Origin of the sequence: Kribbella sp. NPDC026611 (assembly GCF_040638345.1) — a bacterium.
GTDB lineage: Bacteria > Actinomycetota > Actinomycetes > Propionibacteriales > Kribbellaceae > Kribbella.
The window spans coordinates 276,564-290,154 of sequence record NZ_JBEZYC010000010.1 but is presented as its reverse complement, the minus strand read 5'-3'; the positions used below and the strand labels follow the sequence as shown (position 1 = coordinate 290,154).

Annotated in this window: 14 protein-coding genes; 10 read left to right on the top strand and 4 right to left on the bottom strand. The window is 68.5% G+C overall.

Going from position 1 to position 13,591, the window contains the following annotated elements:
* The first annotated feature begins 41 nt into the window (after positions 1–41).
* The 3 genes from AB0E69_RS34605 (at position 42) to AB0E69_RS34595 (ending at position 2,680) form a co-directional block, all read left to right on the top strand.
* The gene (locus tag AB0E69_RS34605) at positions 42–767 is read left to right on the top strand and encodes a PIG-L deacetylase family protein (RefSeq protein WP_360156126.1); all 726 of its coding nucleotides are present in this window, start codon (positions 42–44) and stop codon (positions 765–767) included.
* Positions 768–807: 40 nt separating this feature from the next.
* Positions 808–1,554: an alpha/beta hydrolase gene (locus AB0E69_RS34600; protein ID WP_360156124.1), complete on the top strand. Its 747-nt coding sequence runs from the start codon at positions 808–810 to the stop codon at positions 1,552–1,554.
* A 124-nt stretch (positions 1,555–1,678) separates the two neighbouring features.
* Positions 1,679–2,680, top strand: a complete 1,002-nt coding sequence (locus tag AB0E69_RS34595; protein WP_360156121.1) for an IS481 family transposase — start codon at positions 1,679–1,681, stop codon at positions 2,678–2,680.
* Here the strand turns inward: AB0E69_RS34595 and AB0E69_RS34590 are convergent.
* Positions 2,677–3,999, bottom strand: coding sequence for a C1 family peptidase (locus AB0E69_RS34590; RefSeq protein ID WP_360156118.1), 1,323 nt, complete (start codon positions 3,997–3,999; stop codon positions 2,677–2,679). The two genes, AB0E69_RS34595 and AB0E69_RS34590, sit on opposite strands and share 4 nt — an antisense overlap.
* Positions 4,000–4,137: 138 nt before the next feature.
* Here AB0E69_RS34590 and rpsR point away from each other — a divergent pair, with 138 nt between their 5' ends.
* Positions 4,138–4,380, top strand: coding sequence for a 30S ribosomal protein S18 (rpsR, locus tag AB0E69_RS34585; protein WP_360156115.1), 243 nt, complete (start codon positions 4,138–4,140; stop codon positions 4,378–4,380).
* Between the two features lie 4 nt (positions 4,381–4,384).
* Here rpsR and AB0E69_RS34580 read toward each other — a convergent pair whose 3' ends face one another.
* From AB0E69_RS34580 to AB0E69_RS34570, 3 genes are read right to left on the bottom strand one after another with little or no spacing between them, the layout of a single operon-like run.
* Positions 4,385–5,401, bottom strand: coding sequence for an ABC transporter permease (locus AB0E69_RS34580; protein ID WP_360156112.1), 1,017 nt, complete (start codon positions 5,399–5,401; stop codon positions 4,385–4,387).
* 46 nt (positions 5,402–5,447) lie between these two features.
* A complete protein-coding gene (locus AB0E69_RS34575) occupies positions 5,448–6,089 on the bottom strand; it encodes a response regulator transcription factor (RefSeq protein ID WP_360156109.1) in 642 nt (213 codons plus the stop codon).
* The gene (locus tag AB0E69_RS34570; protein ID WP_360156106.1) at positions 6,086–7,624 is read right to left on the bottom strand and encodes a PspC domain-containing protein; all 1,539 of its coding nucleotides are present in this window, start codon (positions 7,622–7,624) and stop codon (positions 6,086–6,088) included. The genes AB0E69_RS34575 and AB0E69_RS34570 overlap by 4 nt, the downstream gene beginning before the upstream one ends.
* A 196-nt stretch (positions 7,625–7,820) precedes the next feature.
* Between AB0E69_RS34570 and AB0E69_RS34565 the strand changes: the two genes are divergently transcribed.
* The 6 genes from AB0E69_RS34565 to AB0E69_RS34540 all read left to right on the top strand — a co-directional run bounded on the left by AB0E69_RS34565 (position 7,821) and on the right by AB0E69_RS34540 (position 13,538).
* On the top strand, positions 7,821–9,134 hold the full coding sequence (locus tag AB0E69_RS34565) for a PspC domain-containing protein (protein WP_360156103.1): 1,314 nt from the start codon (positions 7,821–7,823) through the stop codon (positions 9,132–9,134).
* Entirely contained in the window at positions 9,131–9,322 is a 192-nt protein-coding gene (locus AB0E69_RS34560) for a hypothetical protein (protein WP_360156100.1), read from the top strand. Before AB0E69_RS34565 ends, AB0E69_RS34560 begins: the two co-directional genes overlap by 4 nt.
* A gap of 68 nt (positions 9,323–9,390) precedes the next feature.
* Positions 9,391–9,597, top strand: coding sequence for a cold shock domain-containing protein (locus tag AB0E69_RS34555; RefSeq protein WP_360156097.1), 207 nt, complete (start codon positions 9,391–9,393; stop codon positions 9,595–9,597).
* A gap of 58 nt (positions 9,598–9,655) precedes the next feature.
* Complete coding sequence (locus AB0E69_RS34550) at positions 9,656–10,807, top strand: L-histidine N(alpha)-methyltransferase (RefSeq protein WP_360156094.1); 1,152 nt, start codon at positions 9,656–9,658, stop codon at positions 10,805–10,807.
* Entirely contained in the window at positions 10,804–11,376 is a 573-nt protein-coding gene (locus AB0E69_RS34545) for a hypothetical protein (RefSeq protein ID WP_360156091.1), read from the top strand. The genes AB0E69_RS34550 and AB0E69_RS34545 overlap by 4 nt, the downstream gene beginning before the upstream one ends.
* Before the next feature lie 125 nt (positions 11,377–11,501).
* The gene (locus tag AB0E69_RS34540; RefSeq protein WP_360156088.1) at positions 11,502–13,538 is read left to right on the top strand and encodes a hypothetical protein; all 2,037 of its coding nucleotides are present in this window, start codon (positions 11,502–11,504) and stop codon (positions 13,536–13,538) included.
* Positions 13,539–13,591: the final 53 nt, after the last annotated feature.

Sequence of the window (13,591 nt, the reverse complement as noted above, 5' to 3'; positions counted from 1 at the left end):
TTCCACTGTGCCCATCCAGGCAAACAGATAGGGTCGAAACCGTGAGTGTTCCTGAGGCGAATCCGCGGCCGGACAGTGAGATCGAGCGGGTGCTGGTGGTGGTCGCGCACCCGGACGACATCGACTTCGGCGGCGCCGGGACGGTCGCGACCTGGACCAAGGCCGGGATCGAGGTGCACTACTGCATCGTCACGGACGGTCAGGCCGGCGGCTTCGAGCCGGACCGCGACCGGGCCGAGATGCCCGCCGTACGCCGCGCCGAGCAGACGACCGCTGCCGAGCACGTCGGCGTCCACGACCTGCACTTCCTGGGGTACGTCGACGGCGCGGTGGAGCCGACGCTGGACCTGGTCCGCGACATCAGCCGGGTGATCCGGACCGTGCGGCCGCAGCGCCTCCTCACGCAGTCGCCGGAGCGCTCGTGGAACCGCCTGCAGGTCTCACACCCAGACCACCTGGCCGCGGCCGAGGCGGCGGTCCGGGCGTTCTACCCAGCGGCCGGGAATCCGTACGCCTACCCGGACCTGACCGAGGAGGCCTGGGACGTCGGCGAACTGTGGATGATGGACCACCCCGAGCCCAACTACCACGTCGACATCACCGACACCATCGACCAGAAGCTGACCGCCCTGGCGTCCCACGCCAGCCAGCACCAGGACCCCGAGGCCCTGCTGGCGGGAGTCCGCACGCACTTCGCCGCTGTCGCCACCTCGCTGGGCCTCCCTGCCAACCACTACGCCGAGCGGTTCACGGTCATCCGGCTCTAATTGTTTTGCGGGTGCAGAGGGAAACCGAGAGGGTGCGACTATGACGATCTCGTACAACGTGGTGGGCGACGGCCCCACCGTTCTTCTGGTGCATGCCGGTGTCGCCGACGCCCGCATGTGGGCCGCTGTCGTGGAGGACCTCCGCGACGACCACCAGGTCATCACGCTCGACCTCCGTGGGTACGGCGACACCCCGCTGGAGCCCGGCGCCAAGTACTCCGACGCCGCCGACGTCCTCGCAGTACTGGACGCGGCAGGCGCGGGCGCGGTGACGGCCGTGGGCTCGTCGTACGGCGGGTACGTCGTCCAGCAGGTGGCGAGCCGAGAGCCGCAACGCTTCGCCCGGCTGATCCTCCTGTGCGCCCCCACCGACAACGTAGAACCGGACGAAGACCTGCGAGCCCTCTGGGCCGAGGAGAACCAGCTGATCGACGCCGGCGACGTCGACGGCGCCACAGAACTCACCGTGACCCGCTGGATCGGCCCAGACGCCGACGACGAGGCCCGCGGCCTCCTCCGCACCATGCAACGCCACGCGTACGACGTACAGCTGGCCGCAGGCGACGTGGACAACGAGGAATGGCCGGTAGTCCCGGAAAAGATCACGGCCCCCGTGCGGCTGATCACGGGGGCGCATGACTTCAGGTTCTTCGCGGACTGCGCCGATTATCTGGCTGACCGGCTACCGAATGCCACCCGGGTCGAACTCCCCTGGGCCGGGCACCTCCCGACCCTGGAGCGACCCGCCGACGCTCTCGAGCTGATCAGCCAGGACGACGAGGACTAGTTGTACTGCCCAGGCAGGTTGGTTGAGTTTGTGTGATGACACGTTGTGAATGTGGTTGATGGGTGAAGGCCTCCCGGCGTGAAGTGGAGATGTCTAGTAACCGCTTCACGGCCAGGAGGCCTTCGTGTCCCACGCTAACGCTGCATTGACTCCGCGCGCCCGGTTACGGCTGGCGCGTCTGATCGTGGATCAGGGCTGGCCGGTCTCGCTGGCCGCGAAGATGTTCCAGGTGTCCTGGCCGACCGCGAAACGCTGGTCGAGCCGCTATGCCCAGTCAGGCCCGGGCGCGATGTCGGATCGGTCGTCTCGGCCTGGCCATTGCCCGGCCAAGACACCACCGGCAGTGGTGCGAAAGATCGTGCGGCTGCGGTGGCGACGCAGGCTCGGACCCGTCCAGATCGCCGGCCGGCTGGCGATGCCGGCCTCAACCGTGCACGCCGTACTGGTGCGGTGCCGGATCAACCGGCTACGTCACATCGACCGTGTCACCGGCGAAAAGGTCCGCCGCTATGAGCACCCCTACCCAGGCGCGATGCTGCACGTCGACGTCACCAAGTTCGGCCAGATCCCCGACGGCGGCGGCCATCGTTACCTCGGCCGAACCGAAGGCAAGAAGAACGCCATCGCAACCGCGACACGGACCGGGCAGCGCGGCGGCGGTGGCCGTGCTCTGGTCGGAGTCGCCTACGTCCACACCGTCATCGACGACCACTCACGTGTCGCCTACGCCGAGATCCACACCGACGAAAAAGCCGCCACCGCCATCGCAGTACTGCGCCGAGCCGTCATCTGGTACGCCGCTCGCGGCGTCACCGGCATCGAACGAGTCCTGTCCGACAACGGCAGCTGCTACCGCTCCCACGCCTGGCGCGATGCCTGCCACGAACTCGGCATCACACCCAAGAAGACCAGACCCTACCGACCCCAAACCAACGGCAAGATCGAACGCTTCCACCGCACCCTCGCCGACGGCTGGGCCTACGCCCGCTTCTACCCCACCAACTCAGAACGCGTAGCGGCCCTCACACCCTGGCTCCACTACCACAATCACCACCGACTCCACACCGCCATTGGAAACCAGCCACCCATCAGCCGGTTAACCAACCTCCCTGGGCAGTACAACTAGCCGGCCAAAGCGCCCATCGGGTCCCAGGCCGGGAGGACGATGGGCTGCTCGTCGAGGCGGGCCTGGAGGTCGGCGGGGAGGGACGAGCGGCGGACGGCGATCTCGAAGACGTGTTCGGCGAACCAGTTGTCGTTCATCGTCCAGAAGCCGTTGTCGGCCTTCTCGTCGCCCCAGCTGTTCTCGACGCGCCAGCGGCGGGGCTTGCCGTCGACCAGGTCGACGCCGGTGAACAGCATCGCGTGCGTCATCAGGGTCTCGTGGTGGACCAGGCGGTCGGCCTTGTCCAGCGCGAACTCGGTGTCGTAGACGGAGCCGTAGTCGTACAGCTTCGCGTCCCAGAAGCCGAGGTCGGAGTTCATCTGCTTGCCGACGTCACACCCGAACCAGACCGGCTCGCCGCCGACGATCGCGTCCTGGGTGAGCTGCTTCATCAGGTCGATCTCGACGTTCAGGTACACCACCGGCGGCGCGTCGATCACGTTGCCGAGGTAGTCCACCGTGAAGGTCTTGCCGACCGGGCTGGTCTTCCGCGGGTCGTGCACGAGGCAGACGTACTCGTCGACCGGCAGCTGCACGTACGCCGCCGCGAACTCGGTCGGCGTGGTCCAGCCGTCGCGGTGGAAGGCCTTGTCACTGTCCTTCCACTGCCACAGGAACTTCTGCGGCGGCGTCCCGAGGTGGATGCTCAGCGCCCGGTGCACGGCGGTGAGGATCTCGCGCTTGCGGTCCCGCCGCGCCTCGTCGCCCTCGAGCGCCCGCAGGTCGCGCGCGCCCTGGCGGAGCAGCTTGCGGAGGATGTCGTTCAGCTGCGCGGTCGCCGAGGAGCTCTCGGTCTCCGGCATCGCCGACTTCGGCACCAGCCCGTGCTTGCGGACCAGCGCGATGAACATGTTCCACTGGCCGCCGTCGCTGATCGGGTCGGACAGCAGATGCGCCACCGTCCGGTCGTCGGCGTCCCGGTCGGCGGTCTCGATCATCGCCTCGAGGAAGAAGTTGGCCCGCTCGAACTTGTCCCAGAACAGCAGGTAGTTCTGGGAGAACTCGAAGTCCTTGACCCCGAGCTTGGCCGCCGCACCGACGCGGAGCAGGTTCAGGCCGGCGAACAGCCAGCACCGGCCGCTCTTCTTCTGGTTCGTGACCTTCCAGTCGTCCAGCAGGTTCGACACCGAATGGTCGATCGAGGTGACGACCTGACGGTCGAGGGCGATGCTGTTGACCGGCGTCTGCGTGACGGCGTTCTGCATCACCCGGTACTGCGGGTTCGACGCGAACTCCTTCTCGAAGAGCGCGAGCTGATCGGCACTGAGATTCCGCTCCATAACAGACGACGGTATAACAGCAACCAAGCCGGGATCGCCCCTGTCGGGGTGGCGCATCGATGCCCTGTCCGAAACCCGCCACCCGGGGACCGGCTGCGCTATGCTAATTGAAAACGAAGTTCAACTGAGGAGTACGCCATGCCTCGACGCCCGGCACCGACCGGTAAGCGCAAGCCGAAGCAGAACCCGCTGGACCGCGACAAGATCACCTACATCGACTACAAGGACACCGCGCTGCTGCGGAAGTTCATCTCCGACCGCGGCAAGATCCGCTCCCGCCGCGTCACCGGACTCTCGGTCCAGCAGCAGAAGCAGGTCGCCCGCGCGATCAAGAACGCCCGCGAGATGGCCCTGCTCCCGTACACCTCGGCGCAGCGCTGATCGGCTACTTCAGCCGGACCCGCGGATCGATCACGCTGTAGGCGAGGTCGACGATCAGGTTCATCGCGACGAGCAGCACCGAGCCGAGCAGGACCGTGCCCATGATCAGCGGCAGGTCGTAGTCGCTCACGGCGTCCAGCGCCAGCACCCCGAGCCCCGGCAGGTCGAAGATCTTCTCGGTGAAGATCGCGCCGGACAGGCTGGCGGCCAGGTCGAGGCCGAAGATCGTCACGACCGGGATCAGGCCGGCCCGGAGCGCGTGCCGGTAGGTAACCGCCCGGTCCGACAGGCCCTTGGCCCGGGCGGTCCGGATGAAGTCCTCGTTCAGCGTCTCCACCATCGATCCGCGGGAGTACCGGGCGTAGTCCGTGCACCCGTACACGCTCAGGATCACCCACGGCGCCACCAGGCCGGTGAACCAGTGCCCCGGACTCTCGAACGGCGACACCCAACCGCTCCGGGGCAGGATCGGGTAAAGGATCGTCAGGTAGAGCGCCGCCATCAGGCCGACGATGTAGTACGGCACCGAGCTGATCACCAGCGTGCCGCTCATCATCAGCCGGTCCCCCGGCGTACCCCGTCGTCTGGCCGCGATCGCGCCGGCTGTCACGCCGATCGTCAGCACGAGTACGCCGTACCCGAGGACCAGCGAGGCGGTCACCGGCAGCCGGGCCATCAACATGCCGGTCACCGGACGGTCGTTCTTGAACGAGAAGCCCAGGCACGGCACCGAGCAGTGCCGGACGACGCCGGACGTCTCGAAGTCGCGGCCGACCACGATGCCCTTCGTGTACCGGGCGAACTGCTGCACCTTCGGCTCGTCCAGGTGCAGGTTCGCCCTGATCTCGTTGTACCGCGACTGCGGGCACTTGCGCTCCCCGCAGATCGCACCCGCCGGATCCGTCGGCGCGACGAAGAACAACGCGAACGTCGCAACCAGCGTCACCGCGACCACGCTGATCGCGGACGCGACCCGGCGCACCACGTAATGCAACACGACATTGCCCCCCTCGAATGCCACCCGATCGATGGAGATTACCTCGACGGGTGCACCGCGGTGGGACCGGCTACACCAGCCGGCGGTCGGTGGCCCAGCGGGTCAGTTCGTGCCGGTTGGACAGCTGGAGCTTGCGCAGCACCGACGACACGTGGGTCTCGACCGTCTTCACCGAGATGAAGAGCTCGCGGGCCACCTCCTTGTAGGCGTACCCGCGGGCGATCAGCCGCAGTACCTCGCGCTCGCGCTGCGAGAGCCGGTCCAGGTCCTCGTCCACCGACGCGATGTCGATCGCACCCGAGAACGCGTCCAGGACGAAGCCGGCCAGCCGGGGCGAGAACACCGCGTCGCCGTCGGCGACCCGGCTGATCGCGTCGACCAGCTCGGCGCCGGAGATGTTCTTAGTCACGTACCCGCGGGCGCCGGCCCGGATCACGCCGATCACGTCCTCGGCCGCGTCCGACACCGACAGCGCCAGGAACTTCACCTCCGGGTGCCGCTGGTGGACCTGCTTCATCACCTCGGTCCCACCGCCACCAGGCAGGTGGACGTCGAGCAGCACGACGTCCGGCTCGGCGGCGACGATCGCCTTCACCGCGGTGTCGACGTCGGAGCCCTCCCCGACGATGTCGACCGAGGTACCGATCTCGCTGCGGACTCCGGCCCGGAACATGTCGTGATCGTCGACAACGACTACGCGCCTGCTGCTCATCTGTCCATCTCCAGTCGCACTTCGGTTCCGGTTTCCGGATCCGACCGCACTGTCGCGCGGCCGCCGTGCCGTTCCATCCTGCCCATCACACTGTGCCGCAAGCCCAGCCGGTCGTCCGGTACGCCGTCGACGTCGAAGCCCTGGCCCCGATCGCGGACGAACATCTCCGCCCGGTCGCCGTCCACCTCGACGAACACATCGATCTTCGCAGCTCCGGAGTGCTTTGCGGCATTCACCATCGACTCCCGCGCGGCCCGGACCATCGCCGACAGCGGTTCGGTCAGGTCGCAGTCGCCCACCGTGACCACCTCGATCGGTACGCCGTGCGAGTCCTCGACCTCGGCCGCGGCCCGTTTGGCGGCGCCGGAGAGCGTCTGATCGGTCTTGTCGTCCTCGTCGTACAGCCAGGCCCGCAGCTCGCGCTCCTGGGAGCGGGCGAGCGTCAGCACGGCCCGCGGGTCGTTGGCCTGCTTCTGGATCAGGGCGAGCGTCTGGAGCACCGAGTCATGCAGGTGCGCGGCCATGTCGGCGCGCTCCTGCGAGCGGACGCGCTCGGCCCGCTCGGCGTTCAGGTCGCGGGTCAGCCGGTGCACCCACGGTCCGGCGATGACGCCGATGCCGACCACCGCCAGCAGCAGCGCGATCAGTACGTCGCCAACCATCGAGAGGCGGCCGTTCTGCACCAGGAACACGGTGACCGCGGTACCGATCAGGATCAGGCCGACGGCGACCCGGAGCAGCGACTTCCAGCCGCCCTTGCCGAGCACGAGGCCGAGGATCGGGACCCGGATGTCCTGCGTCCACTTGTCCTTCTGGTTCTCGTCCGCCTGCCGCCAGATCAGCGCGAGACCGGTCGCGGCGAACACCAGCGGCCAGAACAGCTTGCCGGCGATGCCCAGCCCGGCGACCTGCAGCAGCAGGACCACGCCGATGCCGATGGCGATCAGCGCGGTCACCTGGCCCTTGCTCTTCTCCCGCTTGCGCTCCTTGGCCTCCACGACCGGTGGCGGCGGCTCGTCCGACCGCAACCCGCCGCGGGTGTGCGCGGCGAGCCCTGGGGCGTTCGGCACGGTCGCCGGAGCGAGCGGCATCAGGAACCACAGCGCGGCGTAGACGATCAGGCCGATCCCGCTGAACACGGTCGCCGCGATCAGGATCAGCCGTACGACGGTGTCCGACACGCCCAGGTGGTCCGCGACCCCGCCGGCCACGCCGGCGATGATCCGCCCATCGGTACGCCGATACGCCCGCCGAGGCGGTCCGCTCGGAGGGGGTTGTTGCCCGGCGAACGGCGTACCGCCTGGTGCTTGTCCGCGCGGAGGCGGCGGGAGCGCCCTGCCTGCGGCGCGTTCGGCGGCTATCCGGGCCGCGTAGGCGGCGTACGGGCCTTGGTACTGGCCTGGGCCCGCCGGACCCCAGCCTTTGTAGCGCCACTGGTCCTGTGCCGTCTGGTCCTGGGCCTGGGCAGCGGGCGGCTCGGGAGGGGCTCCGTTGGTGGAGGACCCGCCCGGCGGCGCGGCTGCTGGCTGGCTCATCACCACGATCGTCACATGTAGGAAGGTCCGGCACCAGCAGGCTTGTCCCGGGCCGGTTCCTCAGCGCGCCCCCGCCGTACTCAGGGTCGCCTCGGGGACAACCCCGAGCCGGCGCCGAACAGAAAACCCGACTCCGGGTCGCGTCAGGGGGTATCCCGGATGTTGTCCGGGCTCCGCGCGCGCGACCATCGATGACATGGAGCAGAACCAGAGTGGACCCGCCGGGTTCGACCGCGACCGCCTGCAGAACCCGCAGAGCTGGCGACGCAGCCGGTCGGACCGGTGGGTGGCCGGTGTCTGCGGCGGGATCGGTCGTGCGCTGAACATCGACCCGGTCCTGATCCGCGTGGTGATGGCCGTCCTCGTCCTCACCGGCCCCGGCATCATCTTCTACCTCGCCGCCTGGGTGCTGATGCCGGACGAGAACAGCGACCGCTCACCCGCCCAGGGCCTGCTCGGCGACCGGATCCGGCCCGACCACCCGTGGCTCTGGCCGGCCGTCGTCGGCGTGTGCGTGTTCGCCGCGATCGCGATGATGTCGTCGTTCAACGTCGGCCGCTTCATCCCCGGCCCGCTGATCGTGCTCGCGATCATCTTCCTGGTCGCGAAGTCGCGCAAGCACAACGGCCGCCGCAGTACCCAGTGGCTGAACAGCAACTGGGCTGCCCAGAACCCGGACCGGACCGGTCCGCAGGACACCACCCAAGCGGCCGCCACGCCGCCCCCGACCGACCCGTCAGCTCCCCCGGCGGGTCCGTCGTCCTCGGCCACACAGCGCCCACAGGACCGCACCGTCGAACCGGTCCAGCCTGTGTGGACCGAGGACGACCCTCTCGGCCTGTACGTCGACGAGCCGGCCGGCTCGCAGCGGACCCAGCAGCAGCCGGCCTGGTCGAGGCCGGCCGAACCGCCCGCGAAGGGCGTCCGCGGGATCAAGTCGATGGTCGTGGTGCTGACCGGGATCGCGATCGGCATCGCCGCGCTGGCCGGTGCACCGACCACGACCATGCTGGTGATCGGCCTGGCCACGCTCGGCGCGGGCATGCTCCTCGGCGGGTTCGTCGGGCGCACACTCGGGCTGCTGCCGCTGGGCATCCTGCTCGCGGCCGGCGTGGTGGCGAGCACCGTGTTCTCGAGTGTCCCGCGCAACTTCGCCGACACGAACTACGTCGCGCCGGTCGGCCAGACCATCACGTCGACCGGGACGAGCTACTCGTTCGACGCCGGGTCGGTCCACCTGGACCTGACCAAGGCGACCTTCGCGCCCGGCGCGAAGGTCGAGGTGAACGGCGGCGCCGGCGAGGTCATCGTCAAGCTGCCCGAGAACGTCGACGTCAACGGCAAGCTCACCGCCAAGATGGGAGACGTGGCCTGGCTCACCGAGCACCGCGGCGGCCATAATGCGGAGCTGGTCCTGAACGACCTCGGCCCGGACGGCAAGGCCGGCCCGCAGACGGTCACCCTGGACCTGCACCTCAGGCTCGGCAGCATCAAAGTGGAGCGCGGATGAACGAGCGGCCCCGCAAGACCAAACCGGACGTTCCCGGCGTCGTGGCCGGCACCGTCCTGACCGGCGCCGCCACGATCTGGATGCTGAACGACGCCGGCGTCCTGCAGACCGACGACCTCGGCGTGACCAGCGCGCTGCTGCTGGTCACCGCCGGACTCCTTGGACTGGCGGCCTCGCACCGGGACTGACCGGTTAGGCTTGTTGACCGCGATGTCCCGAGGGGTCCGGGTAGTGGGCCCCGTGGTCTAGGAGTTTGATGGTGCGCGGCACCGTGAAGTGGTTCAACGCCGACAAGGGGTACGGCTTCCTCGCCGTCGACGGGCAGGAGGTCGACGACGTGTTCGTGCACTGGAGCAAGATCGTCTCCGACGGCTACAAGACGCTCGAGGACGGCCAGCAGGTCGAGTTCCAGATCGTCGACGGGCCCAAGGGCCGCGAGGCGGACGCGGTCACTCCGATCTGACGGGCACCCCGCGTCGGCAACCGGTAACCTGACGTCTCACCAGGTGAGGGGTGGGGACGTGACAGAGCCGGTACCGGTGGTCCGGAAGCTCGAGCAGGCGCTCGCGGACGACGACTTCGTCTGGTCGCTGCTGATCGTGGGCGAGGACCAGACCGACAAGCTCGCGACGCTCACCGGCGACCTACGCGGCCCGGTCTCGGCCACCGGTGACGGCAAGCAGATCACCTCCGGCTTCTCCTACTGGGGGATCGGCCCGACGATCGCCTGGGCGAACGCGACGAACGACCCCTTCTACCTGGTCATGAAGGCCGGCACCGAGTCGTTCCTGCGGCACTGGCGCAAGGTCCGGCCGCACGTCGAGAACGGCGGCTTCCACCTGGTCAGCCTGGGCATCGGCACCGGCGTGAAGGACCGGACCATCGTCGGCGACCTGCGGCGCCGGAAGAAGGACATGTTCTACATCCCGGTGGACATGAGCTCGGAGATGCTCCGGATGGGCTCGCTGGAGTCGGTCCGCGGCGCCGGCTTCCCGATCTCGCAGGTGCTCCCGGTCCAGCTCGACTTCTCGATCGCCGACAACGTGAAGCAACTCGGCCAGATGCTGGGGAAACTGATCGGCGACGAGCCGGTCCTGTTCACGCTGACCGGCAACACGCTGGCCAACTTCGAGAACGACGAGGAGCTGCTCAGCACCATCACCGGCGCCCTGCGTCCGCAGGACCGGCTGCTGCTCGAGGTCGCGAGCACCACCCGGCTGGACCAGGCCACCGCCGACGCGGCCGCGGACGAGTACCACCAGACCAGAGCCTTCGCCGAGTTCGTCACCAGCGCCCTGCGCTACAACACCGACCTGAAGATCGACAACGAGCGGGTGAAGTTCATCGGCGAGGTCGAGGACAACGACGCGCTGCTGGTGAAGATCCTCTGGCAGAACGACACCAACGCCGAGATCCGGATGGGCCTGCCCGACCACACCGAGGTCGTGCTGCCGATCGGCGACACCATCCGGCTCTACACCACCCGCAAGTACTCCACCGACCGGCTGAAGCGGCTCACCGAGGCGTGCAAGCTGACACCGGTCGAGGCGATCCAGTCCCAGTTCCGCTACACCCGCCGGCCGAACCCGTTCGGTCTGGAGCTGCTCCTGCTGGCACCGGAGGCGGCCGGCGAGGGTGCGCACTCGCTGGCCGACGACATCTGGTCGGTATGACCCGACTGGCCGGCCGGACCGTCGTCAGCGCGGTCACCTACGGACTGCTCGGGCTGGCCTTCGTCCTCGGCGTGATCTGGTTCTTCTGGCCCGGCAACTCGCGCTGGGAGCCGGCGGTCAACTCGCTCACGCTGGTCGCCGGCCTCACCGGCATCTTCGTGGAGCGGCTCACGGCCGAGGCAGAGCGGCGTACCGAAGTACTGCGGGCCGTTGTCGACGAGCTGAACGAGAACAGCAGGCTGCTCGACGACCCGCGGTTCTCGCCGGCCGTGCCGACCGCTCGCCAGGTGTACCCGCGGCTGGTCGTGTCCGCGGTCGATCTGGCGCTGGTCTCCGGCGCGCTCGGCCTGCGCCGCGACGCCGAGCTGGTCGGCCTGCTGCACCGGTGGCGGGACACCGTGCACCTGTTCAACCGGCGGCTCGACCTGACCGAGATCAGCACGTTCTCGAACACCATCTCGGCCGAGGAGCTGGCGGCGTTCCACCGGGCGCTGCACCGCAAGGACAGCTACTTCGCGACCACCCGCGCCCAGCTGACCGAGCTGCTGGCGTTGATCCCGAAGGCTTAACGGCCGAGGCCGTAACCATCGCCTGCCGTGCCAGTAGTGGCAAATAGTGCCCAGCCGTTGACTTCGTGCTGCCGCGAGCGCTTCACTTTCGGACAGGACCGTAAATAGGCTCCCGGAGGCATCGCATGCGATCAGCTCGTTCGTTCGTCGCGGTGGCACTCGCCGCCCTGCTCGTCACCACCCTCTCGACAACCGCCGACGCCAAGCCGACTCAGCCGACACAGCCGAAGCCGCCGACGCCGACGGTCACCTCGCTCGGCGTTCCGCTCTCCGACGTACTGCTGATCGGCGGCACCGTCGCTCCCGGCCCGAACGGGAAAACCGCGATCTGGAACGCCTCCAGCGGCGCGCCGGCGCACTTGAACGCCATCGACCCGGCCACCGGCGACAGCCTGCTCTCGGCGGAGCTGCCCGGCGGCGACGGCAGCTACGCGGTCGCCGCGGCGCCGGACGGGACGATCTACGCCGGGACCTACTACAACGGGCACCTCTATCGGTTGCGACCGGGCTCGAGCACCGTCGAGGACCTGGGCCGGCCCCTCCCCACCGAGACGTTCATCCTCCGGATCACCGTGGACGAGCAGGGCAACGTGTACGGCGGGACGTATCCGCACGGCCGCGTGTTCCGTTACGACCACGAGACCGGCGCGGTCCGCGACTACGGCACGATCAAGGCCGGCCAAGGCTACGTGAAGAGCATCGACTACGCGGCAGGCAAGCTCTACACCGGCACCGAGCCGGACGCGTACTTCTCCGAGATCGACGTCGCCACCGGCGCGATCACCGAGATCCCGGCACCACCGGCGATGGGTGACCCGAAGGACAAGGTCGTCTACGACCTGAACGTTCGCGGCGGCCGCGTGTACACCCGGGTCAGCACCGCGTTCCCCGGCCCGATGTACGTCTGGGACATCGCGTCGCGGACCTGGGTCGACGAGATCCCGAACGAGCACGGGCTGGACATCTCCCCGATCGGCGCCGACGGATCGCTGTACCTGATCCAGGCGAGCGAGCTGAAGAAGTACGACCCGGCCACCAAGACCCTGACCGGGACCGGGCTGACCTTCACCGGCCGGATCCAGAACGCGCGCGCGATCGGGTACGCCGACCTCGGCCTGCCGGACTACCCCGGGACCAGCGTGGTCGGCACGCTCTGGCGCGGCGAGGAGTTCCGGTACAACCCGCAGACCGGGAAGTCCGAGATCTTCCAGACCAAGGTCCGGCGGGAGCCGATCGACATCCTGGCCGTCGCCGGCGGCAAGGACAAGATCTACACCGGCGGCTTCCTCAACGGCGGCGTCGCGGTCGTCGACCCGAGCACCGGCCAGGCCACCTTCAACCGGTTCTCCCAGGTCGAGGCGTTGCTGGAGGGTTCCGACGGGATGCTCTGGATCGGCGCGTACCCGGAGGCGCGGCTGTATGCCTACGACACCACGAAGCCCTGGAGCAGCCCGGAGTACTCACCCGGCCCGCCCGGCACTCCGGACAACCCGACGCAGCGGCTCAACCTCAAGCCGGACCTGTTCCAGACCCGCGCCCGCGCGCTGGCCGAGGTGAACGGCAAGATCGCCGTCGGCACCGTCCCGGACGGCGACCGGCTCGGCGGCGCGCTGGTGATTTATGACCCGAGGACAGGTACGTCGGAGAAATATCGCAACATTGTGCAGGACGAAAGCGTCTACGGAGTGACGGCGCAGTGCGGCATCGTGTACGGCGGAACCTCGATCGCGGGTGGTCTGGTGACCACTCCTCCGACCCGGGAAGCGGGCACAGTATTCGCGTGGGACGTGGCCAGGAAGAAGAAGCTCTGGGAGGTCGTGCCGGTACCGAAGGCGGCCACCGTGTCGTCGGTCGTGATCGGGCCGGACGGGCTGCTGTGGGGCGTTGCCGGCAAGACGGTCTTCGCCCTGGCCCCGGACAGCGGCAAGGTGAAGAAGTCCTTCACGCTCGGGACGACGTCGTCGAGCGGCGACGTCGTGGCCACCCGGGACGCCGTCTACGTGAGCATCGACCAGAACAAGATCTACCGGATCGCGCCGGGCAGCAAGGCCACTCCGGCGCTGTTCCTCGAACACCCGCACCGGCGGCTGGCGGTCCGCAACGACCACCAGCTGGTGATGACCAACGGTCCCGAACTGTTCCGGATTGATATCAGTCGTTGACACCATAAATTCGTTCTCGCTACTTTCGGGCCTGACCGTTATTCGGTCGGCTG